This window comes from Escherichia sp. E4736, from assembly GCF_005781225.1.
In the GTDB taxonomy this organism is placed as follows: Bacteria; Pseudomonadota; Gammaproteobacteria; order Enterobacterales; family Enterobacteriaceae; genus Escherichia.
In genome coordinates this window covers 58,481-82,048 of sequence record NZ_VATT01000008.1, presented here as the reverse complement: position 1 = coordinate 82,048, position 23,568 = coordinate 58,481, and the positions used below count along the sequence as shown (strand labels likewise).

Here is a 23,568-nt window from a genome sequence, read left to right as displayed (position 1 = left end):
ATTTTTAGTGAGCTTTGCATTCTTATTATTATTTTTTAATTAATATAATATCCCTAAACCTTTAGAATAACTTAACAAAAACAATCCTGACATTATTCAGCACTTATCAATTCACAAGCATATTTTTTTGCATTGAGCGCCAACTTATTACGTTTACCCTCTGCATTAACAAGTAGTGAAAGAGCTTTTATCCATATATGTGGGTCATTCTCCAGCAAGACTCCATTTACATTTTGCTCAATAAAGTCACTATATGGCTCACAATTACTATATACACCTACAGCCCCCATTCTGACAAAATCATAAAATTTTACGGGGCCGCGAGCCGAATTAAAGTCAGAGTCAAGCAATGGTGCTAACCCGATATCCAGTTGATGAGTCTTGGTATATGCAAGATAATTTTGCCAACTCATCGGATGCAGTACTGAAACTCTTGGTAGGTCACGATAATATTTATAAATATCATGCTCGCCAAAAATTTCAAAGCTGGCACGGGGACATTCTCCCAATACCCCCTCTACGATTTGTCTCAACCAATACTTCTCTTCCCGATGAGAACTTGAGCCATGATAAGCTATTTTTACTGACCGATGTGTTTCAAGGAGTGCCAGTGACGGTTTAGCAGAAACAATTTCCGGGTTAAGGTGTGCATATTTATTAGCCAAGTAGACAGTTGAAACCCAAATGTTATCACAATATTGTGTAATCCATCGATGTTGAGCCGCCGACCGTCTTATTATCTTGGTACGATAATCTTTAGGTAACGTAGATAGTGCAGTCGGGTCAAACAGGTCGTCATCCATGAAATAAATAATTCGAGAAAACCTGTCGATGTATCTTTCTATGTGCTGTTGCCATTTTGGGGAGATAAATCTAATGATGACAAGGGCGGATTCGTCAGGAATAAATATATCAGTGGACACTAATGTGTCTATAAAATGACATTCAGCATCAGGAAACCGACTGATAATAGCCGACTCAAAATAGGCCAATGTCGGTGATTTCCCTTCATGAAATATAAACAATCGCTCAAAGTTAACCTCAGCGTTCTGCTGGCTTCCATAACTCTGCTTATTTAATTTACGATAAGGCTTAAACAGTTTCCTGCGAATTAATTCATCCATGGCAACACTGTATTAGGAGCTCTACTTAAAGAGAAATCAGGACGTTCATAACTCAAGTTTTGATTGTAGGCAGGATCGTGTTTAAGTGCACATGCCCATCGTTTTTTCATATAGCACAACTCAGATTTGGCTCGGTTCTGCTGTTGCTTTGATACATCTTTACCACGGGAAATGGACTCATGATGATACAATTCAGCAAAGGGAGTCCAGATTATTTTCCAGCCAGCATCTCGTACTCTGAGACAATAATCTACGTCATTAAAAGCTATCGGCAAATGCGTTTCATCAAGTCCTCCGAGCGCCAGATATAACTCTTTATGAGTCAATAAACAAGCTGCAGTCACAGCTGACAGCTCTTGGGCACTGACAGCCCGACGCTGATATCCGGGATCGTTAGCTGACAAACCATTATGAAAATGATCTGCACAACCGCCGGGGCCGACAGCATCGCCTGCATGCTGAATCAAACCATTTCCGTAATAGAGCTTTGCTCCTACCACGCCCACGCCAGGACGTAATAAATGGGAAACCATTTCATCCAGCCAGTCAATACTGATTACTTCTGTATCATTATTCAGCAAACAGATCACATTGCCACGTGCTTTTCTCACCGCCAGATTGTTGATAGCTGAATAGTTAAACGGTTGATCATAAGAAATCACCCTAACGCCATAAACCTGTTCGATATGAGCAAGGTAAGCAAGCGTCTCCTCCTCATCGCTCTGATTATCCATCACTATGACTTCCATATTGGCATATTGCGTCTTGTGTATCAGGCTTTCGATACATGGGCGCAAATGAGCAAGACCATTTCTGGTAGGGATAATCACTGAGACCAATGGCAATTGCGTTGGCAATGGCCAGTGCCAACGACATATACCATGAGGTGCGGCCTCAATACTCACTCCTGATGGCAGTAAATCTTCTTTATCTTTCAGCGACTCAAAATCATCCGAAATCAACGCACTTGCAGGCAAATGCATCATCAATGACGGAATATGGGCAATCTGTTTCGGCTCGCACATCTTTGCCAACTGTAGCCACCACTGATGGCATGACGCCGCATCAAAGGGAACACGGCCTGCACCGTGTTCACGCCACAAACCACACCAACTAATATAGTTTTGGCTCTGTAGCAGCGTTTCATTCCAATCAGGTTTGAAGTTGGGAGAGTGACGTTCGCCTCTCTCGTCAAGCAGATCGTGATCACCGTATATCCATAAACAATCAGGATTCTGGCGTAACTGGTGGGCAACCCAAAATAAGGCGCCTGGCGAAACCACTGCCCCTACAGGCAATACCCACTGCCATTCGCCGCCTGGCTGACTGGAGATTTCTGGATATGCACCATGCTCCTGCAGGTTTATATTGCTTGCCGGATAACAGAGTGCCTGAATACTCTCCAGGGTCTTGTTGCGGCTCTGTTCATCCCCAACGCCAACAAGATGCAAACAGAAACGTGGTAATGTGCCCCAGCGAGCCAGCTGGCGCTTAATCAGCTTGTATTCGGCGGGTTCAAGGGTGTCGAAGTCTACTAGCCACTCATCATAGCTATTGAGTGGCTTATCATCGCGAACTCTGCTGACAAGTTGGTAAGCCTGCTGCAAGTCCGTGAACCACAAATGCCATGAAAGGCCTAACCTTTTGCGTCTGGACTTCGTTAAGCGTCGGTAAAAAGGCAAAACCCGGCGCAATCGACGCCAGAGACTCTCGGCGCGTGATACACAACAAAGCTGAGCAATCTCAACATTACACTCAGCGCCCTTAGTACTTGCCAGCAAAGACAAATGACTAGCTCCCGAGGGGAGATAAACCAGCTCCAACAACGTGCCACGACGAGTAACCGGCAACATCTGTTCATGCCATATTCCTTGTCCGCATTGCCAGCGCAGACGAGTTTCACCTCGAGTTTGACTCGTCAACACGCGCCCCCGAATCAGAAGCCAACCAGCATGAAGAGAAAACGAGTCTGGCAATGTCAGAGGCTGCCAATCGCGATAGCTATACATAATATGACTTACAGTCCAAGGTAACAGATGGGGGAATACAGGTCCTTATTAGCAGGCCTGTAGATAAGAACAGAAATAAATACCAAAGCGTTTGCTCAATATATTCAAACCATCCATTTCTTCATTTTTTTTTTGAACCAAGAACCAGTAGGAATAGGTTCAACTGCTGGTAACTCAGCCAACTTCGCACTTAACTGTGCCATTTCAGCTTTTACTTGTTCTGAGAATGCGGCAGCGAGAAGGCACTCTTCATCATTACGATCATGTGCCTTGAAATAATCTTTATGTTTCACTCGATTAGCAGTGGCAGCACTACCACGCAGATGCTTGCCCAATAAAAACTCTTCAAGTGATTTAACTGCATAGTGGTTTACCCTGACACCGTTCCAAATCACTTCAGCACTAACCCCATTACCATGCCTCGGATGCAGAATCAAATCACGACCCAACGCATCGATATATCGACCATAACGCAAATCAGCATAATGCGGATTATGAAAGCGGTTAACTCGTTCGGGTTTGACCACACTTTTGAAGTTATGGTGAACGTTAAAGGATTGCGGGGCGCGATAGGTAAAACGTTCAATAACCAGCCCCTCTTCAGCAAACAGTTCACCACTAGAACCAAAATTTGACCAATTCAATGCAATAGCGCTGACACTCTCATCCTGAAACTTTTCAGAAAAAAAATCTGACAATTTGGTATTCGATTCAAGTGGCAATAAAAATTCATCGGCATCGATAAACGCAAGCAGGTCTATGTCTCTGGGACAGCTATGTAAAATATGTTCATATGCAGGTAATTGTGGCTTTTGATTCACCAAAGTTGGTTGATCGAACATCGTCACAATACCTAAGTGAGCGAGGGACAATAGCAACTCCCGGCTACCATCACAACTGCCATTGTCTGCAATAATAAATCCATCAACGCCTAGCACTCGATGGTAAGCAATCCATTCAAGTAAACTTGAACATTCATCCTTGATAATAGCGGCTATATAGAGTTTCAAATTATCACCCAGCAAGAAAATATATCTATGCCGGTGCTATCGGCATAGATTCATAATTTAATTATCAGACAGGAGAAAAAAATAATTCTTCCAACCAGGTAATCAACCCATCAGACTCCAGCCCAATAATTATTTTGGTAGAAAATGGAACACTGATATCAAATCCGCACTGAAGTTTTTGATGTTTTTCTGGCGACTGTTTCAGGATAGCTGAAATAACATCAGGCCGCTTTGTATTGAAGGGAAAACTGTATACCAATTGATCAGTTTTAACCGCGACACGGAGATCCTTTTCCACCTCTGACAGTAACCACCCTCGAAGTACAACCCGGCCATTGATGATCTTTAGTGGTTGTTGTTCTGATGGCGAATCAATATTCCAATGTAATTGACCGCCAGACTTAACAAGTGGCGATTTGGTAAGGGTATAAATGACAGCCATACGGCTCCTTCTATTTGAAATATTTATCAAATAACTAAGGCTATCTCCAGATTGCCTTTCAAGCAAGATATTCCCAAGTCTTTATGGGAGATACATAACTGTGAATACCACCAAGAAAAATGAGTTTGCCTCAATAGAAGAAATTACGGTAATAGAATTCAATTATCTCGTTTGCTATCCACTGCTACGTTATTTAATCAGCCCCAAAAAGATCTCTGGTATAAACCTTTTCGGCTACATCGACTAATTCAGCAGCCATGCGATTACAGAGAATAACATCGCTCAGCGCTTTAAACTCAGCCAGTTCCCGAATCACTCGGGAATTGAAGAATGTATCTTCATGAATAGTCGGTTCAAAGACCACCACCTCAATACCCTTGGCCTTAATACGCTTCATGACTCCCTGGATGGCAGAAGAGCGGAAATTATCTGAGCCAGCCTTCATCACCAGGCGATGGATCCCCACCACCTTAGGTTTACGACGCAATACGCTATCAGCAATAAAGTCTTTGCGAGTGCAATTAGCATCGACAATGGCGCGGATCAGATTGTTGGGCACCTTGTTGTAGTTGGCCAGCAACTGCTTGGTGTCTTTGGGCAGGCAATAGCCACCATAACCAAATGAGGGGTTGTTATAATGGCTACCGATACGCGGATCCAAGCCAACCCCTTCAATAATCTGACGACTGTCCAGGTCATGTGACTGAGCATAGGTATCCAGTTCATTGAAATAGGCCACTCGCATCGCCAGATACGTGTTGGCAAACAGCTTGATAGCTTCCGCCTCAGTGCTGCCTGTAAGCAGCACTGGAATATCCTGTTTGATCGCCCCTTCTTGCAACAACTCGGCAAATCGTTTGGCCCGCTCGCTGCACTCCCCCACAACAATACGGGAAGGGTACAGGTTGTCATAAAGCGCTTTGCCCTCACGCAAGAACTCGGGGGAGAAGATCAGATTATCGGTGCCTAACTCACTACGCATCCGCTCGGTAAATCCCACCGGAATTGTAGACTTGATCACCATGACTGCATTGGGGTTGATACTGATCACATCGCGAATCACCCCCTCGACCGAGCCGGTGTTAAAGTAGTTGGTTTCGGGATCATAATCGGTGGGGGTGGCAATAATCACAAACTCGGCCGCTTCATACGCCTCGAATTTATCCAGCGTCGCCTTAAGATTCAGATGATTGTTGGCCAGATAGGCCTCCAGCTCTTTATCAACAATGGGGGATTGGCGGCGATTAATAAGTTCGACTTTTTCTGGTAATATATCCAGTGCAATTACCTGATGATGTTGAGCTAATAGCACTGCAATAGAAAGACCGACGTAACCAGTTCCAGCTATAGCTATTTTCATTATTTCTTATCTTAAATATCTTTTAGAAAAATAAAGACACATAAATTTTAAACCTTAATCAACTCTCTAAAAATACTTTTTAATTCAACCTCCTTATTTTCGATAGAAATATCATGAATGACATCGCCATAACAATCAACAGCATAAACATCCAATACTTTAGTAACACCACAAACTATTGTCGATAAATTAAAAGATACAATGAACCCACACAGTTCATAATTGGAAACACCACATAAAACTACATCAGGACGATTGACCTTAATATATTCAACAGGCATTACGATTTCTTTTTTATTAATAACTAATATAATACGTTCAACTAAGTCCCCAGCAGAGCAACTGCACCACCCTTCAATTTTTATAACGGAGTCAATTTTCTTTATAGCATCAATATAACTTCTTATTTTATAATCACACAAACTTCTATATAAAGGAGTATGCCTTGATGTATCAAAAGTCACTCCTAGCTTTGCATCCAATACTCTTTTTTCATATTTAACTTTAGCTATAAGCTTACTAACCACACTATCTCTAACATTATTCTTATCATGATTTATGAAAAAATATCTATTCAAATCACTATTATTACCTGCAGCTCTTCCTCTCGCCATCTTTTTATGAAAGAATTCACTATCAGACTTTATTACATAGTGATTTAGTCGACATAAATCCCATGACACATGGTCACTAATGCCGGTTGCACTATTTAGTTTAGAACCATCTGTCATTACATAATGATAACCTTCATTAAGCTGAAAATGATGAACACCTCCGCCATGAGTCCCGTTGATTGCTTTTGTCTTAAGGAATGACTTATAGTGTAGATTTAAATGACAATCTTTCTCAGAACGATGGTCGAATCGCTCAATGACTAATCCATCACCAGGTAATATAACATTGGATGAGCCATAAACACACCAATTAATTGCAATAGCACCAACGTTCTCGGATGAATCTAATAAGGCCGTTAAGTCACATAGTTTATAACCTTTCTCGAAGCATAAAAACTCATCTGCATCTATGAAAGCAATATATTCACATTCACTCTTTGCTCGCTCTAATATTAAATTATAAGCAGGAACCTGTGGTTTTACCCCCTCCACAGTCTTATATTCTATTCTAGTTATTTCATTAGATTCATGTAGTTTAGCTAAAATCTCAGAGGAACCATCATTACTAATATTATCAACAATATAGATCTTATCAAATCCCAAAACTTTATGATAAGCCACCCACTCTGATATATATGGCCCCTCATTCTTAAAAATTGCACCTATCGCATTCATAATAGCATCACCATAAAGTTTGCACTCATTTATTTTCAACCAAAGTTGGCAAAATCATATTTCTCGGAGTTAATTTCATCTGATAATGTAGAATTCATAGAAAGGCCTGCAGCGTATGAAGAGACTGAAATAGCTCTTTCAATCGCATGTGCTAGTGTACCATCAATCTGCCCAGCTTCAACATCGAAGTCTTCGTCGGTCAGCCCTAGACTTATTAACGGTTTTAATGCATCAACACGCGCAAAAAACATAGTGCCTGCAACAAAGTTAAGCTCACGAATATCATCTAATTTGTAGCCCATACGATAACAAAGTTTTTCAACCTTCTCTGCGTTTGAGCCCCAATAGAAATTCATCGGAACAATATGGCCTTCCGGCCCAATAATACCGACCTTAGGCTGTTCTCTAAAGATACCCAATGCATTATCAATCGCATGTGGCGTAATTAATTTTGAGTAGAGATCATCGCGCCATTTATCGCCATCGTTACGATGTTTGGAACGTTTAGTATGCACCTTGACAATATAGTCATACCCCTCAGCAATCACTGATCTCATAATTTTTAAAAAAGGCAAAACATCACGGCCGCGGTTTTCTAATGGCATCAGATCATAATCAAGACCAGAGGTTTGTAGTATGCTTCGTGCGGCCCACTCCTGTTGCTTTGGCGTTGTAACAAATAACTTAATCTGGCAGGAGGCTACCCTTTGCAATTCCTTAATGATCTCTTCTAGGATATCGAGATAGAAGGCATGAATAACAACGGCTAATTTGTTCTGGTGACGATAACCAGATTGAATACAAATCTGAGTCCGGATCAATGCCGTACGGGTGGCCTCAAGATAGCCAAATCCATACGCCTGATCAGGCTCAAGATGTGCACCTTCAGCCCATTCATTCCATGCATTGATAAATATGAAACGTTCTTCTGGATTACTAATACGCTGTGTAGTGTCCAATGCTGCATTGAAAAGCCATTTTTGATAAAGACAAGGAGAACTTCCGTACAGAATCGTGCCATTATTCTTTCGTCTAGCGGTGTTATCCCAGCTAGGAGTTACACCGCGAAATAAACGATAACCAGGGTCCGTATAGTTTTCACTACGCCTGACCAACTCGTTCCAGTCATAAATATTACCGGTGAAATCATCAGAAAGGTTGGGAATCTGATGGGTGATATTTGGAATATTTGAGCCATTAGGAGGAAACTCAATAGCAGCATCAATCCCATACACTTCAGGAGACTCTTTTTCAAAAGACTGAGTGTATGTTATATATATCTCACCGATACCATTTTCGCGACACCAAGTACGCCAACGCTCTACCGTTGCTTTTGCATCAGGAAGTAAACTTGGACGATAAATAGTGAGTAATGGTTTACCATCGACACGAATATAACGCGGATCTAGAATATATTTTGAGATATACTTGATAAATGCGATATCATCCTCTGGGCTGTGATCTTGCGCAATAAGAATTTCGTTCTCAAGACCATCCCAACGACGACTCCAATTCTCATTTGCCCAGCACAAACTGAAGGGCAGATCCAGATCACCGTTATCTAAGTAATTTAGAAGCGGCTGCTCCATAAGACGATGACCGGCAAACCAATAAAAATAGAAACAAAAACCGTCAATTCCGTACTGTTTAGCCAATTTTATTTGGCGTTGCTGAGTTTCAGTATCAAGCAAATTGTAATAGCCAAGCTCATCTGGAACATGTGGTTGGTAATGCCCTTTATACTGTGGCTTCGCAGGTCTCACATTCGTCCACTCAGTGAATCCCTCTCCCCACCATTTATTATTCTCAGTAAATGCGTGGAATTGCGGCAGATAAAAGCAAATTGTTCTCACTGGTGATTTAAATTCAAAATCAAGCTTGCTTTTTTTAACATATATAGGAGCAGGAACACCAGTTTTAAATAATAATGAAGTGGCTGGCTTACATACGCGCCCCTCGTTGATACCTTGTGTAAGGTAGTGAATCAATGGATTAACTCCAGCATCTTTAACATCTGAATTAAATTTTAAGTAAAACTTTGTGGAAAACTCCGTACTAGGATCACGCAGCATTCTCCACCCATATTTCAAATAGTGTTCTGCTGGATCCATATCTAAATATGCCACATCAGGGTATGTTTTTTTATACCACTCACTATCAAAAAGTTCAGAAGCTTTTAATATCTCTTTATAAAACTGCATATTTACTCCCGTATTCAATAATTATTTTTATATCAGAGTCATGGACAACACTGTCGTCCTTCATTTTCCCCATGTATAATAAAATGCAAAAGCGGATTGATACCGGCAGTAGCCACATCAGGGTACATGCTTAGATACCAGCAAGTATCGAACTTAGGACTAGGATTATACCCCTTTCCTGCACCGATATTTAGATAATGTTCAATGGCTGAATCTGTAGCACCTAATTCAGGATACTGCCGGCGATACCACCCTTCATCAAAATAACCTGACTCTGATATTATCTTAATCTGACTCATACTATGATTGGGAACTTCTTTAAATGGCTTTGCTAATGCCCTCACAGGGGCAGTCAAACGCCAAGAAACCGTGCTCTTCAGCTTGATGATGCGCGTCTTAAGTCGGTTGATCTGTTGCTCGTTATTTCTTAACTCCCTTGACTGTTGTTCATTCAATTCAGTCATAGTCGCAATCTCACGAAAACGCTCTGCAATATTGGCTTCCAACCTTTCGTTGAGTGTGGTTAGTTCTCTTACCTGGTCTTGCAGTACAGACTGCTGGCGCTGCAGCAAGGTTTTCTCCTGGATTAAGGCCTCCTTCTCTTCTTGCCAGGCTTGCTGCTGAGCTCTATATCTTTCATTGGCCTGTTGTTGCTCACTTGCTGCGCTAAGGAGGTCCTGATCACGCTCTTCCAGCCAACGGGTTAAGGTTGCAATCTCGCTGTACCGTTCATTGAGCACCAATTCCAGCTCATCAATTTGTTGTTGTTTTTCTTTTTCTGTTGAGAGCAACGCAGCCTGGGCCTGCTGAAGCGACTCTTTCTCAGCTCCTAATTGCTGCTCTACGTCAGACAACTGGGTGGTAAGCAATTGCTTTTCTGACTCTAGTTCAGTGATGATCTGCACGTTCTCTTCTAACAGACGTGTTAAAGTTGCCGTTTCACTAAAACGCTCGGCCAATGCTTGGTCCCGTTCGCTAATCTGTTGCTGATGTGTGGTCTGTTCAACTACCAGTTGTTGTTGTAAGGCTGATAGCGCCTCTGTGAGTTGCTGATGCTCTGCTTGTTGTTCAGCCATTACGTCGCTTTGTGACGCAATGGTAGACTCGTGCACTGCTATTAGCTGAGTCAGTTCATCACATTGTTTAGAAGCCGCAGCCAAAGCAAGTACTTGTTCATCTATACTTTGCTGCAATGTTTGTTGCACAAGCTGCCCTTCTTCCAGCTGTTGCTGTAGATCTGCAGTTACCTGTTTCAGTGCATCATAATCCAGGCCTAAAGTATCATGTTGTGCTTCCAGTAATTCGTAAGCGCGCTGCAGTTGTTTTTTTGTTTGCTCCTCATCGCCAAGCTGTTGCTGCAATGCATTAGCCTGTTGTTGCAACAAGTTCACCATATTGTCTCGCTCAGCCAGCTTACGAGTCTGTGCATCCTGGACATGTAGCGCTTGTTCTAGCTGAAGCTGTAATGCAGTAATTTGTTGCGAATTTTCGACTAATGCACTGTTACTCTTGCTGAGCGCTACTGTAAGGTGTGATGCTCGCTGTGTTTCTTCACTCAATTGTAACGTCAGGGTATTGACCTGTTGCTCCAGTTGATGGTGAGCTTGTTCCTGGCTAGTGATGTGACTTTGTTGCTGCTCTAGTTGATGCAGTGCTTTTTGCAACTCATCGTTGGCTTGTATTCGCTCCTGCGACCATACACTCAAGTTTGTTTGTGCCTCATTGAGCTGTTCTTTCAATAATGCCACTTCAGATGTCAGCGAATTGACATGTTGCTGGGCAAGAGAGAGCTCCTCAGCTTGCGCTTGAGCATGTGCAAGCTGCTTTTCCATTTCTAATATGCTGTTATATTGTGCGGTAATGCGCTCTGCGAGACGCCCCCTTTCCAACGCCTGTTGTTCTACCAATAGCTGCTGTTCAGACTGAATTTCATCTTGTTGTGTAGCCAACTGACGTTTTAACTGGGAATTCTCCCAACTCTCGCCACAAGATTTCCCCAAACGATAAAAGATGTCTTGGACTTGTTTGGTTGCACGAGCATTTTCTGAAATTTCATACAACTTATTAATTTCTGGAGATTGTTCGCTCCCCACACCAACTACCCCAAGTCCATGCCCATGGGCGAACTCAAAGTGCGGATATTGCCATTTTAATTCATCCAAAAGCTGGAATACGCCAAAACCGCGTTCCCTAACATTGGTATCATGCATGATGACCACAGCCCTTTCAGAGAGCTTGGGCAACCAACTTTCAAAATCATGGCGTACCGCTTCGAACGTATGCAAACCATCAATATGGAGCAAATCAATGCTACCTGGCGAAAAATGTTCCAACGCTTGGTTAAATGTACTGCGAATGAGGGTAGAAAAACCTGAATAGTGCCGTTGATTATATTCTGATACTTGCTTGTAAACTTCTTCGCCATACAGCCCCGCATGTTCATCTCCTCCCCAAGTATCAACAGCAAAGCAGCATGTTTCTAAATCCAGTTTGGTGACCGCCTGGCAAAATGAAAAATAAGAACTTCCATAATGAGTTCCCAGCTCAACGATATTTCTTGGTCGCAGTGTGTCAACTAACCAAAAAGCAAAAGGGATGTGCTCTAACCAAGCGGATTGTGCAAGGTATGTAGGACGCCAAAAAAGAGATGGTTTGAAAATGAAATTCAATTCCCCGCTATTTTCAGTGATGGGATGTAATTCACGACTCTCTACTAACTGACTATTTTGATGACTATCCATTGAGGAGAACTCACAAGTATTTATAGAATAAAATCAGTAAACCAAAAAAAATACATATACTGCGGCAATTTCATTAACTAATCAGAAAAGATTAATAATCCAATTAGAAATATTCGTTAAATATAAACCATTATAATTTCTCATCAATCCTGATGTTCACGCAAAGTTGCCAGCCCCATAATTATCAGGCCATAGAACAAACAAAGTAATACGCCCACAGTCGCAAGGTTATAGAGTCGCCGTGGATATTCGGCATCCTCCGCTAAAGTTGGTTGGGTGATAACCAACAGGTGCTTAAGTTTACGATATGCCTCAACCCGCGTCTGTTCTAAGCTGATAAGACCGGTTTTATAGAGATCAGCAGCCAAGGTTGCCTGCGTTTGAACATCCATGTAACCGGCGGTGATTTCATTCATGGCATCGTTATCTTGACCAGTCAGCTTTGCACGCTCCTGTTCAAGCTGCTTGGTTAGGGCATCAACTCGGCTCTGTAACGAGACTACAGCCGGTGCGGTTTCCTTCATATAGCTGCGCAGTTGTTTTAGCTCAGCCTGTTGACGCACCAGCTCTCCTTCAATCTGGCTGACCACTTCCAAGCGCGCACTGCTGGTAGACTCAGGACTAATAAGTTGGTGACTATTCTGGAATGCTAATACTTTAGCTTTTTCATCCTGTAAGCGTTGATATGCTCTATTCACTTCTTTTTCAACAAAGGCCAATTGTTCTAACGCAACCTGATGACCTAATTTGTTAATAAAACGCTCCGATTCTTTGAGCATTAACTCAACAACCCGCTGACCATATTGGGGATCAAATGTCTGCAACTCAACGGTAAGCACTCCTGATAATTCATCAAGGCGTAATGTCAAATGTTTGCGATAATAATCAAGAAAATCCTCCCTACTGACCCCCTTATGCAACCGCGAGAAATAATCTGCACTATCGCTCTGGAAATGTGCTTTAAGCGCAAGTTCTTTGTCCAACTTGGCCAGCATATCCCATGACTTCATATAATCCTGAATTAGCAATATATCCTGGTGATTACTACCACCGATCCCTAGCATTGATAACGCATCAGGCAACATTTTAACTTGATCGGCTTGTTTAATCATTAATTCAGCCCGGCTCACATAACGATCAGACGCAATGAAACCAAAATATAGTACAGCGATAGAAAAGCAGATAACCACCCAAAGAAAGCTGCCTAGCTGTAAACTTTTCCTCCACGAGCGGTGCACAATTTTATATCCACTCGAATCAATCAAAAATAGTTTTGGATTATTGCTTAGTTTTCTTAACTTTCGCGTAAGGCGAGAATTTGGAGATGTCATAATCAGTTGCTGCTCAAAGTGACTGGTAAATTTTGATGGCATCATCAATATTGTCAAAAACTTCTAATTTACCATCACGTAACAAGATACCCATATCGCATTGCTGTCGTAGGTTTTTCATATCATGCGACACCATAATCAAACTAGCTGTTTCTCGTTTTTTGCTAAATACATCAATGCATTTTTGTTTAAAACGTGCATCACCTACTGAGGTAATTTCATCGGTAAGATATATATCAAAATCAAAAGCCATACTGACCGCAAAAGAAAATTTCGATTTCATGCCGCTAGAGTAGGTTTTAATAGGCAGTTCATAATGTTGACCAATTTCAGAAAACTCTTTAACCCACTCTTCTACGGTGCTTGTATCGCGTACACCATGAATACGGCAAACAAATCGTGTGTTTTCACGACCGGTCATACTACCTTGAAATCCCCCCCCTAGTGCTAGAGGCCAGGATACTCGGCAGAGACGAGTTACTTTCCCCCTATTAGGCGTATCCATCCCTCCTAACAAACGTAACAAAGTAGATTTTCCTGCTCCATTGATACCTAGAATACCTATATTACGGTCCCTTGGTAGCTCAATGCTTACATCCCTCAGGACATAGTTTCGACCAAATTTAGTCGGATAATATTTTGATACATTATCAAGAATAATCATTTAATTAACGCTAACTAGCAATCAATTGGCGATGGCGTAATCGGTAACAGCTCATGGCAAAAGTGAGCAATAATAAGGTGACAAACGATAGATATCCCCAACTTACATCAGGACTTCGATAACCAGATATCCATGCCCTTCGAATTAGCTCTATAGCATGCACAAGAGGATTCCATAAAAACCAATGCTGATATTGCGGGGGAATAGTGGCAAGAGGAAACATAACACAAGAGATAAACATCAAAGGCATCATCAACAAGCTAAGGAACTTATCTGCTTCTTTCGCTAAGTTACAAATAACACAAAATACAATACCAAGAGAAAATGAAAACAGCATAAGAAGAAAATAACCAAAAATCACTTGCAAAGGATCGGCTGGTATTGCATCAAAGCCAAACCACAATAATCCTAGTACCAGGATGATACCGACAATCATACCCACCATTGTTTCTAGCATAAAACGGGCTATAAAGGTGGCAAAAGGAGTCACTTGTCTATAACAAAAAAGCCCCATATTAGCATTGACAGCAGATTTCAACTGAGTCACTACTTTATTGAAAAACATGAAAGGTAAATAACCTGCGGTAATAAAGACCTGGGCTGGGACACCACCAAAACCACTTTGGCTTCTCATCCCAAACACTACGCTGAACAAGCTAATCATTAATAATGGATCAAGTAATGCCCAAGCATAACCTAGTCGGTAATTACCAAATCTTGTTTTTAGCTCACGAATTAATAAGCCAAAGACTACATCACGTAATATTTGCAAAGAAGTGCGTGGAGTTTGGCTAATAATGGGTTTGTCCATTAACACTTACCCAAATAATCGGCTCATTATTGCAGTGAGCCTCAGTTTAAACATTAAAATACGCAATCACTTAATAGCTACGTTAGCAGCTACGGCGATTTGATAAATAATTTGGGTGATATCCTTAAATGATTGCATGGTTTTGCTATCAACCTGAGGTAAAACCAAAATCTGATCCCCCGGCTGTACTTTACCTTGCCCTTTAAACTCTACGAGACCATTTGCATGCACAACAGCGATTCGCTTGTCGTTAGCCCGCTCAGTAAAGCCTCCAGCCCATGCAACATAATCATCCAAATTAGCATCGGCATTGTATACTACTGCTTGCGGCATCAAAACTTCACCACCCACTTGAATAAGATCGGTCTTATTTGGAATAACTATTTGATCACCTTGTTCTAATTGGATATTGGCAATCACTCCTTTATCTGCAACCACTACTTTACCAAGCGGTTGAACTTTGCGGGCTTTCTCAACAAACTGCATCACTAGCTCTGCCTCTTTAGCGCGTATATTCGCCTCACCATCAGATCGAGCGGGTGCGGTAAATACACTACGTTCCAGACGGTTTAGAGATTCATCCAGCATCTCTTTTTGTCTTGCAGCCACACTCTTTCGTATCAGATAAATTGATTGATAATCCGCAAGCTCTGGATCAATAGGAATATAGTTCAATAAATCATGCAATTTAGTTTGCTTACGAACCGTGAAATATGATGGTCCCATATAACTGCCTGATACTTGTATGTCATACACTTGTGCATGCATGTCATCATTAAAAAGTACTTTGTCACCGTCTTTAAGTTGAAGATGTGCAAAATCTTTATACGGCAAGTAGACGGAAAACGGGCCGCTTTCCCTGTCGCCAATCACACCGACATGACTAACTTTTGCTAGCGGAAGTGCATAATTCACTAATTCAGAGCCTAATGCATTGCGCTGGGTAAGCTCAAATCGGAATGGGTTTCGAACCTTTCCCGCGACATTGATCATTGGACCTTGTTGCTCAACCAAGATCACATCTTGATCTTTTAATGCTAGTTTCGGGAGTTTCCCGTACAGCATGAAATCATAAAGATCTATTTGCTGTATCACCCTATTTTGTCGTAATACTTTAATTTTCCGATAACTTCCACGGTCAGAATCTATTCCACCGGCACGTTTTAAAAAATACAATATGCTATCAGAAGATTGTCCTGCGTACTGACCAGGACGAATTACAGGCCCCGTAACAAATACACTTACAGGGGTTGTAGTCAAAAGATTTACGTAAGTATTTACATTATTGGTAAACACATCACCTATCTTACTTGCCACCAGCTGATTAACTTGGCTTGCAGGAACATTCTTTACATTTATTGGGCCGACATCAGGTATAAAGATATTTCCTTGGTTATCAACCGTAACCACATTAGAGAAGTTGACAGCCCCCCAAATCCATATATTTAACTTATCCCCAGGAGCAATCAAATAATTATCGCTTAAACCGTCACTCCTTTCTGTTTCATAGCCTCCAGCAAATAAATTAGCACCATACGGAGGAGGCAAACCTGCTTCAGATTGTGGCAGCAATTTCCGTACATCTGACTCCCCCGGAAGCAACATCCCATTGCGATTCTGTTGTGTAAAGCTTCCAGTAGTGGAGGTTGTATTAGGCTGTCCTGTGATATCTGCTAGTATTTTTCGAGACTCTCCTGTCGAAGCAGCAAGATCATAACCTAAATGTGAGCCACTAGATTGATTTTGGTCTATTGCAGCGAATGCTGATGCAGAAATAAGAAAGAGAAGAGTGCTAAGCTGCGAAATTTTCATTATTTTCTAACCGTCTACCTTCAACTTTATTCTTCAATAAGCAAAGTACTAACTGATGTTTGTTCCAATGGAGGTACTTGATACCATTTGTTATTCTCTTTACATACAACACTTCGTTTTGAATAATTTTTACTCATCGCATAACTTAATTTTATGCATTGTGAACCTAAAGCCGATATATATCTTTCTTCTATAGTATAAACTACACCATTTATGTTGAATGTCGTACCTTGAACTTGGTTATTTAATGGCGCCTGCAAATTTTCAGGCATAAGAGAATGAGAAGAATTAACCGCTGTTACCAAAGGACGAGAGGCTTCAACTTGTTTTGGATCATGTGCGCAAGCCGTTATAAAACAGACTACTGAAAATAATAAAGTACGAGGTGCAAGGTGCATTTTAAAACGTCATCCAAAAGTTGATAGTATATAAAACAATTACCATCTATTGTTGATATCCTGACAGATTTCAAAAACAGCTAATAAACATGAGATATTTTAAATGTTAATCACGAAAATCAACTATACGATGGTATAAGTGTAAGATTGACTTTGTTCAGCTAGTATTTACTTCATCTATTTAAAACTAATTAAGAATATACCCCCTACCTTTTGGTATATGCACTACATATGAAAAACGCCCTCAAAATATTATGTTTTCCGGTAACCCATATTGCTATCTATTTTCACTGACTTTAATTATAAATGTCATATAACAGAGAAAATCACTCTAATACATAAAGATGGGGGGTAATTAAATAAAATTTGTCATGTATGGCTCAGTGAGGAATAGCGTTTCCATGCCCCTTAGATTGCAGCCAAAAAACTCTAAATCCTGAAAACTGTAACACTATAATTTATAAAACCATCGCTAACCATAAAAATGCATTGTCGCTCAAGCATTTTACATAACATTTTGCCAATGCTTGAATACATATATGATACCTGTCACATTTAAAAACGCGATTGAAGTTTGGAACGTCAATTTTTATCATATATCCACAATTAGTTATATGTTCACACTCTAATATTTTTATGAGCCGTTCGCACACACTCAACTTCAATAAAAAATGTTAACTAGTAAATAATCGTCGCGATAACAAAAGTTATGCTTTATAAATCACAGAAAAACAACAATAGTAAAATAGAGGCGAGATGCACTTGCGATAGAATGGCGGGTTCTTGCCCCCCATTTGCACGGTCCTGACTAGCATGGCCGGAGTCGGTGTCAGGCCGCGGCTAGGCTCATCATGGAGGCCGCTTGCTGTGCCTTCCTTTTACAGTACACTTCGCAGCTTATGCCCAGGAACGAAATGTCTGGCATCGCGCGGTGCATAACATAACCAAAAATGCCCAGCAGTATCTGCAAATGCGCAGAAGGTTCGAGAATCGCCCACTGATATCCCATACGAAACTTACCAAAACGTGTTCGTATTTCTCGTATAAATAATCCCTCTACAGTGACCTTCTGGACTTCAAATCCACTTCTTGCATTTGGTGATGTGATCCTAATCTCTTCAGGTACGCTACCGCCCCTGGCTTAACAGCTACCAATACACTGGAGGTAATACTTAATTGTAACTGGATGAATTTCGTTCAGACGGTTCTGACCATTTTAATAGCCGCAAACAGTTTCAGATGAAATTATTTCCACAGGGAAAAATGGTTCTATTTCCGGCTCGTTTCTTCTAATCTATTCTTCGGGCATAACTGTATACGGTCTTCTGATAATTTCAGAAAACTGGCCGTTTTAGAATGCTGAGATGATTTCCCAAGAAATTATCTCAGCCATTACTGTTAATCACTTGATCACAATACTCACCTATGAATTTTATGCGTAGAAAAACCTGCAATCTGTCTCATACCAGTACGCACGCGACCAATTATCAGCCAATTGTTTACCAAGAAACTATTTCCCTATTTAAAATTCACTCATGTACTTCTTATTTATATCTACAGCCCCCTCTTCACAGCCATATTTGTGATTTACATCACATTTAAATGGTGTTATTTAAGTCGCATCAATAGTCCCGGAAGTAACTATTTCCGTCGGTTAAAATATACATCTTGATTATTTTGTGTGTTTATTTTAACCAATGTTACAACCAGTATCATCCCTCAGTAGATATACCTGAGCAGACATTTCTTAAAATCGACGAATAGTTTCCGCGGAAATTATTTTGCTTTCCCAAAATTCCCTTTCTGATTATCTCCAGGAATTTTACTAATTTCCAGGCTACACAAAATACAGATCACACAAGAATTATCCTATATGTTTTGACCTATCAATTGTTACCCAATGATTTATTGCAACTATTAATAATCATAATGTGTCAAAACACTTAAGCAACTTTACAGTCTGAGAAAGGTGTCGATTCACAAGGACTACATGGTGAAAAACGAATTCCTACAGTATTGTCGAACATTCCGTGGTGGTCTGGAAGGAGAGTGCATTCTTGCTACATCGGAACTCAGCCCGGTGAGCGGGTTTGACAGTTCCGCACTCACCATTGGGCTAAGGGTTATCAGGTGGGGTTAAGGAAATAGCAATATCTACCCCCGCCCAAACTCCAGTCGCTGCACGTTCACCATCCCAGGCTTCTCACCCGCACTGACATCAATTTGTGTCACCCGCAGCGCATATTTTTCGTTCAGCGTATTGAGCCAGTTCAGCAGGTCATTAAACACCACCGGTTCTATCCAGACCTGAATATTCTCCCCGCGCTCGGCTATCCGCTTGATGACCACGGAGTGCACGGAAGCACTGTCACTGATGACCCGCGATACCTGTGCAGGCGTTGTCGTGGCGGATTTTCGCGCCACAATAATATCCGGCGCGGCGCTCTTCATCCGGGAGTTCATCGCCACCAGCTGTTGCAACATCGTCTCCTGTTGCTCTATCCGTTCGCTCAAAGGCTGCCAGATGAGGACGTAATATCCGGCGCTAAACAGGAACACTGCCGCTGCCAGTAACATGCCTTTTTCACGCGGCGAACGCCCTGCCAGGTGTTGTGCCAGCCAGTGTTCGCCACGGCTTAACTGGCGCTCACGCCATTGCTGAAAATAGTGAATAAATTTATCGCGTAACATGTTATTTCCTCCGCAACGTTACGCCGCCGGAAACCGCATCACCCTCTTTCTGTAACGCGTCCTGTTGCACAACATAATCTGCCGCCAGTGCACTACGCAGTTTGTCGAAACTGGCAAAGTTCGCAGCCCGCAGCTGGAGGTGAAGCGTCTGCCGTTTTTGATCAAAGGTGAAACCACGCATCTCGATGTCGGTAAGTGATGCCGTTTTCAGGGTACTGGCGATCGCAGACAATTCTGCGAGCAGCCGGGTATCGTCGGCCTGCGGGCGATATTTTTTCAGCGCCATCGTCACCTGAGAGCGTAAATTCACAATCCGCTTCTGCTCCGGGAACAGCGTTAAGAACTGCTTCTCCGCCTGGGTGCGGCTTTGCGCCACCTGCTCGCTGACGCTCCATAATGTCACGCCCCGTTCCACTGCCAGCGCAACCAGAATCAGCAATATCGGCAGAATCATCACCCGCCAGCGCGCCCACTGTTTTCGGTAGCTGACACGAGGCTGCCACGGCCCTGTTAGCAGATTCCCTTCCGGTTCGCCATAAGTGGTAATGGCTGGCAGAGCCGTAACTGTCAGGCGTTCAGCGTCTGCGCCAGCCCATGCAGATAGCTCTTCCGGTGCAATACCGACCACGGTTAGCGAAAGCGGTAAATCCTGCTCATTGCGCTGGGCGCGGAACATGACCGGAGCCAGCGCCCGCCCGGCGCTCCATCCCCGGCACTCATCGATGCGGCAGATAACCCGTTGCGCATCGCCAGCCATAAACCCACAAGGAATAGACATCCAGTCCGGCGCGACGGTAGCGCGGGTGATGCCGTTTTCCTGCAACCACTGCGCAATGTTGCGCATATGCTGCTGGTGAATCACTGCCACGGTTGCCAGTTGCTGGTCGATTTTCAACGGCGCAAAATGCAGTTCGTCGATATCCTGGTTCAGCTCTTCTTCCAGCAAGGCGGGTAGAATAGTCGGTATCTGCTTACGGGGGACATCAGGCAGTTCAACCTGCCAGACGCTGATCCATTCGCCGGGAATGTAGAGTCGAATCGCATCGGTTTGCAGCCATTGCTGAAGACGTTCGTCGGCAGCGTCAGGCCAGATGCCGTACTCCACATCGGCGGTACGGTGCTGCCAACGGATGGGGTCGGAGGCGCAAAGCGGGAAAAAAATCTCAAGCATGGAACTCACTCACTTTCTCCTGTCTGATGCCAGAGAACAGAAAAGTGTTGTGGGCCCATGCGGACAATTAACGAGTTCATCGTCAGTTCAATCTCATTCACGGTGATATCTGAACGCAGCCAGAAGTAATTGCTGTCCACGCTCAGGACGGTTTTTAGCTGTTTTTTAGTACGCTCATCGACGTCAGCAAGTAGCGGCTGTGCAAGAAACTGATCGACATCTTCCCAGCCCTTCGCTGGACGTTGTTGTAATAACGCCCGCGCCTGAACAGGACTTAACCACGGGTCAAACAGCGCCTCAAGAATCACACTTTGCGTGACGTCTAAGGTATTGATGTTGATTTGCTGGCGGGTCATCGGCAGCGCACAGACCAGCGGTTTCAGTTTTTGATAAAGCCCGGCGTCCATTCCCTGCACCACGCGCATCTCGCTGATATCCGCCAGCGGTTGATTCGCGGCGTAGAATGGCACCGAACGGGCGAGATACTCGCTGTCTTCACGCCCCAGACGCGTCTGCACGCTGCGGTCCTCGTCAATAAACTCCCACAGGCTTTCGGCTATCAGTTCGGCCCGATAAGCAGGCTCATCCAGGCGCGAGATCAGGGCAATCAGTTGTTGTACCGCGAGCGGACGCGACGCCGTTGTCGGCTGAGCAAGGGCATTCAGGTTAAAGCAGGCCTGTGCGTCACGCAGAGTGACGCCGATTTGCCCCTGCGGCAGTGGGAAAAAACGAGGGCCAGAAGCCCACGGCTGCGCCAGATGCACGCGTTGTTCATTTTTCAGGCTCAGACTGAGCGCGCTCAGCGCCAGGCTTTCGGCACTGGCGCTGTACCACAGCGCCTGCTGATACTCCTGCTGGCTGCGCGTTCGCCCAAGTTGTTGCTGCATCCGCCCGGAAAGTGTGATGGTCACCAGCATCATGACCGCCAGCAATACCAGCACCACGACCAGTGCCATTCCGCGTTTTGGTGGTGAGATGATCATGATAATTGCGGCCCGCGTAACAACCAGATGCGTTCAATCTCGCCCCATTGCGGCGAATGCAGGGTCATACGCACCGCCACAGGGATCGCCTGAAGTGATGACCAGGTTTCCTGCCAGCGCGTGCCGTCGTAGAACTGCAAATGGAGCGAATCCGCCGGGATTAATTTTTGCGTTGTTGGCTTCACGCTGCCTGCTGCATCGGTCAGCGGCCAGGATAACCGTTCGAGATAACCATCATGAATGCGGTAACCGACGGTGAGCAGATTACTGCGCGGCAGGCGCATCAACGGATTAACCACGCCGCCGCGCACAAAGCGCATCCCTTCACTCTCAGACGCCAGCACGCCAGCGCCAGCCAGTAACGCTGGTTCACGCTGGCCCTGCTCGCCTCTTACCGGACGCGGCATCATTTGTGTCAGATCGTGGGTCAGAAAACTCATCGTTTGCTGCATGAGGTTTAGTTTTTGATCGTGTCCGGCGACGGCGCTATTCACGCGCGTGACGCCGTTTGTCACCTGCTGCGCCATCAGTGCCAGTGAGGCAAAAATGGCGATTGCCACCAGCATTTCCAGTAACGTGAAACCAGCGCGAGTCCCTCTCACTGTTGGCCTCCCACGGCGCTAAACCAGGCGCGTCGTGACTGAATCACTGGCGAAAAGTCTTCATGAAGGCTGACTTCAATATCCACCGCCTGTAGTAGCGCGTTACCTGTATTCAGAGGGATCGTTCGCCAGTACCAGCGGCTTCCTGCCATATCGCTCTCGCCCTGGTGCCTGACCGCCCGCTGCTCGCGGGTCATCAGGTAGAGCAGCGCGGTCTGGTTTTCGGCCACCCAGCCCGCTACCGTTTTCTCCTCAAGCACCTGCTGATTGTTCAGCGCGCCGCTGGCAATCTGTAACACTGCCGTGGCAGCCAGCGCAAAAATCGCCAGCGCGAGCATCACTTCCAGCAAGGTAAATCCGCGCTTCATGGCATCCTCTCATCACATTGATTGAGAGATAACGCACCATCGTGCGCCAGTTTCACCGCCCAGCAATCGTTTTGCGCCTTCTGGTAAAAGCGCAGCGTAAACGGCGCGGCGGGTTCAAAAGGCGAAAAACGGATCTGCGGTGTCTTCTTTTTCGCCTCTTTTTGCAGCTCCAGTTCAATATCGTGCAGCGTCAGGCGGCGACGTTGCAGCTCCAGCGTATATTCCTTCTGCCAGATATCACTTCCTGGTTGTAACAGCATCTGCACCTGTTTTGGCACCGTAACCTGCGCCGATAACCGGGTCGCAGAAACGGGCAGCCACTTCCCCTGACGACGCTGCATGAACTGGTAGCCAGGCGGGTCGATTAACACACCGAGTGTTTGCCCTTCGATCACTGCCCTGTCCTTAAACTGCGCAAAGCGGGCCAGGAAATCCTGCGCCGCTTTTTTCGCGGGCGATTCAGAATCGGTCGCAAACGTCTGTACCACGCCCGCACTGGCAAGGCCGATAAGGAAAATCACCAGCATGATTTCCAGAAGTGTGAATCCGCGTTCAGGCACT

At 43.8% G+C, this 23,568-nt stretch carries 19 protein-coding genes and 1 pseudogene; all 20 read right to left on the bottom strand.

What is annotated here, in order from left to right; all coding sequences use genetic code 11:
• Positions 1-92 precede the first annotated feature (92 nt).
• Entirely contained in the window at positions 93-1,124 is a 1,032-nt protein-coding gene (locus tag FEK46_RS06540) for a glycosyltransferase family 1 protein (RefSeq protein ID WP_135559807.1), read from the bottom strand.
• Positions 1,112-3,133 (bottom strand): glycosyltransferase family 2 protein, encoded by a 2,022-nt coding sequence (locus FEK46_RS06535; protein ID WP_135559808.1) that lies wholly within the window; start codon positions 3,131-3,133, stop codon positions 1,112-1,114. The genes FEK46_RS06540 and FEK46_RS06535 overlap by 13 nt, the downstream gene beginning before the upstream one ends.
• Positions 3,134-3,237: 104 nt before the next feature.
• Positions 3,238-4,143, bottom strand: coding sequence for a glycosyltransferase family 92 protein (locus FEK46_RS06530; protein ID WP_135559809.1), 906 nt, complete (start codon positions 4,141-4,143; stop codon positions 3,238-3,240).
• Positions 4,144-4,207: 64 nt separating this feature from the next.
• On the bottom strand, positions 4,208-4,585 hold the full coding sequence (locus FEK46_RS06525) for a hypothetical protein (RefSeq protein WP_135559810.1): 378 nt from the start codon (positions 4,583-4,585) through the stop codon (positions 4,208-4,210).
• Between the two features lie 193 nt (positions 4,586-4,778).
• Positions 4,779-5,945 carry a nucleotide sugar dehydrogenase gene (locus tag FEK46_RS06520; protein WP_135559811.1) on the bottom strand — a complete coding sequence of 389 codons (1,167 nt, stop codon included), beginning with the start codon at positions 5,943-5,945 and terminating at the stop codon, positions 4,779-4,781.
• A gap of 47 nt (positions 5,946-5,992) precedes the next feature.
• Entirely contained in the window at positions 5,993-7,234 is a 1,242-nt protein-coding gene (locus FEK46_RS06515; protein ID WP_135559812.1) for a glycosyltransferase family 2 protein, read from the bottom strand.
• A gap of 35 nt (positions 7,235-7,269) precedes the next feature.
• Positions 7,270-9,435 (bottom strand): glycoside hydrolase family 99-like domain-containing protein, encoded by a 2,166-nt coding sequence (locus FEK46_RS06510; RefSeq protein WP_135559813.1) that lies wholly within the window; start codon positions 9,433-9,435, stop codon positions 7,270-7,272.
• Positions 9,436-9,473: 38 nt separating this feature from the next.
• The gene (locus FEK46_RS06505; protein WP_135559814.1) at positions 9,474-12,176 is read right to left on the bottom strand and encodes a class I SAM-dependent methyltransferase; all 2,703 of its coding nucleotides are present in this window, start codon (positions 12,174-12,176) and stop codon (positions 9,474-9,476) included.
• A gap of 143 nt (positions 12,177-12,319) precedes the next feature.
• Positions 12,320-13,507: a sugar transporter gene (locus FEK46_RS06500; RefSeq protein WP_135559815.1), complete on the bottom strand. Its 1,188-nt coding sequence runs from the start codon at positions 13,505-13,507 to the stop codon at positions 12,320-12,322.
• 13 nt (positions 13,508-13,520) lie between these two features.
• The gene (locus tag FEK46_RS06495; RefSeq protein WP_135559816.1) at positions 13,521-14,171 is read right to left on the bottom strand and encodes an ABC transporter ATP-binding protein; all 651 of its coding nucleotides are present in this window, start codon (positions 14,169-14,171) and stop codon (positions 13,521-13,523) included.
• A 10-nt stretch (positions 14,172-14,181) separates the two neighbouring features.
• The gene (locus FEK46_RS06490) at positions 14,182-14,982 is read right to left on the bottom strand and encodes an ABC transporter permease (protein ID WP_135559817.1); all 801 of its coding nucleotides are present in this window, start codon (positions 14,980-14,982) and stop codon (positions 14,182-14,184) included.
• A 66-nt stretch (positions 14,983-15,048) separates the two neighbouring features.
• The gene (locus tag FEK46_RS06485) at positions 15,049-16,794 is read right to left on the bottom strand and encodes a polysaccharide biosynthesis/export family protein (protein ID WP_135559818.1); all 1,746 of its coding nucleotides are present in this window, start codon (positions 16,792-16,794) and stop codon (positions 15,049-15,051) included.
• Between the two features lie 26 nt (positions 16,795-16,820).
• Entirely contained in the window at positions 16,821-17,192 is a 372-nt protein-coding gene (locus FEK46_RS06480; RefSeq protein ID WP_135559819.1) for a hypothetical protein, read from the bottom strand.
• A gap of 907 nt (positions 17,193-18,099) precedes the next feature.
• Positions 18,100-18,300 (bottom strand): annotated as a pseudogene (locus FEK46_RS06475) (ABC transporter permease); the annotation flags it as partial.
• 1,046 nt (positions 18,301-19,346) lie between these two features.
• Positions 19,347-19,883 (bottom strand): GspM family type II secretion system protein YghD, encoded by a 537-nt coding sequence (yghD, locus tag FEK46_RS06470; protein ID WP_135559820.1) that lies wholly within the window; start codon positions 19,881-19,883, stop codon positions 19,347-19,349.
• 1 nt (position 19,884) lies between these two features.
• Complete coding sequence (gene gspL / locus FEK46_RS06465) at positions 19,885-21,063, bottom strand: type II secretion system protein GspL (RefSeq protein ID WP_135559821.1); 1,179 nt, start codon at positions 21,061-21,063, stop codon at positions 19,885-19,887.
• Complete coding sequence (gene gspK, locus FEK46_RS06460) at positions 21,060-22,037, bottom strand: type II secretion system minor pseudopilin GspK (RefSeq protein ID WP_135559822.1); 978 nt, start codon at positions 22,035-22,037, stop codon at positions 21,060-21,062. Before gspK ends, gspL begins: the two co-directional genes overlap by 4 nt.
• Positions 22,034-22,639, bottom strand: coding sequence for a type II secretion system minor pseudopilin GspJ (gene gspJ, locus FEK46_RS06455; RefSeq protein ID WP_135559823.1), 606 nt, complete (start codon positions 22,637-22,639; stop codon positions 22,034-22,036). Before gspJ ends, gspK begins: the two co-directional genes overlap by 4 nt.
• Entirely contained in the window at positions 22,636-23,007 is a 372-nt protein-coding gene (gene gspI / locus FEK46_RS06450; RefSeq protein WP_135559824.1) for a type II secretion system minor pseudopilin GspI, read from the bottom strand. Before gspI ends, gspJ begins: the two co-directional genes overlap by 4 nt.
• Positions 23,004-23,567 carry a type II secretion system minor pseudopilin GspH gene (gene gspH, locus FEK46_RS06445; protein WP_135559825.1) on the bottom strand — a complete coding sequence of 188 codons (564 nt, stop codon included), beginning with the start codon at positions 23,565-23,567 and terminating at the stop codon, positions 23,004-23,006. The genes gspI and gspH overlap by 4 nt, the downstream gene beginning before the upstream one ends.
• Between the last annotated feature and the right edge of the window lies 1 nt (position 23,568).

What these genes read in the sequence shown, in the direction of transcription:
- FEK46_RS06540 (WP_135559807.1), bottom strand. Translation starts at nt 1,124, where the DNA reads ATGGATGAATTAATTCGCAGGAAACTGTTTAAGCCTTATCGTAAATTA.
- FEK46_RS06525 (WP_135559810.1), bottom strand. Translation starts at nt 4,585, where the DNA reads ATGGCTGTCATTTATACCCTTACCAAATCGCCACTTGTTAAGTCTGGC.
- FEK46_RS06505 (WP_135559814.1), bottom strand. Translation starts at nt 12,176, where the DNA reads ATGGATAGTCATCAAAATAGTCAGTTAGTAGAGAGTCGTGAATTACAT.
- FEK46_RS06495 (WP_135559816.1), bottom strand. Translation starts at nt 14,171, where the DNA reads ATGATTATTCTTGATAATGTATCAAAATATTATCCGACTAAATTTGGT.
- FEK46_RS06510 (WP_135559813.1), bottom strand. Translation starts at nt 9,435, where the DNA reads ATGCAGTTTTATAAAGAGATATTAAAAGCTTCTGAACTTTTTGATAGT.
- FEK46_RS06490 (WP_135559817.1), bottom strand. Translation starts at nt 14,982, where the DNA reads ATGGACAAACCCATTATTAGCCAAACTCCACGCACTTCTTTGCAAATA.
- gspK (WP_135559822.1), bottom strand. Translation starts at nt 22,037, where the DNA reads ATGATCATCTCACCACCAAAACGCGGAATGGCACTGGTCGTGGTGCTG.
- FEK46_RS06515 (WP_135559812.1), bottom strand. Translation starts at nt 7,234, where the DNA reads ATGAATGCGATAGGTGCAATTTTTAAGAATGAGGGGCCATATATATCA.
- FEK46_RS06500 (WP_135559815.1), bottom strand. Translation starts at nt 13,507, where the DNA reads ATGACATCTCCAAATTCTCGCCTTACGCGAAAGTTAAGAAAACTAAGC.
- yghD (WP_135559820.1), bottom strand. Translation starts at nt 19,883, where the DNA reads ATGTTACGCGATAAATTTATTCACTATTTTCAGCAATGGCGTGAGCGC.
- FEK46_RS06480 (WP_135559819.1), bottom strand. Translation starts at nt 17,192, where the DNA reads ATGCACCTTGCACCTCGTACTTTATTATTTTCAGTAGTCTGTTTTATA.
- FEK46_RS06520 (WP_135559811.1), bottom strand. Translation starts at nt 5,945, where the DNA reads ATGAAAATAGCTATAGCTGGAACTGGTTACGTCGGTCTTTCTATTGCA.
- FEK46_RS06485 (WP_135559818.1), bottom strand. Translation starts at nt 16,794, where the DNA reads ATGAAAATTTCGCAGCTTAGCACTCTTCTCTTTCTTATTTCTGCATCA.
- gspI (WP_135559824.1), bottom strand. Translation starts at nt 23,007, where the DNA reads ATGAAGCGCGGATTTACCTTGCTGGAAGTGATGCTCGCGCTGGCGATT.
- FEK46_RS06535 (WP_135559808.1), bottom strand. Translation starts at nt 3,133, where the DNA reads ATGTATAGCTATCGCGATTGGCAGCCTCTGACATTGCCAGACTCGTTT.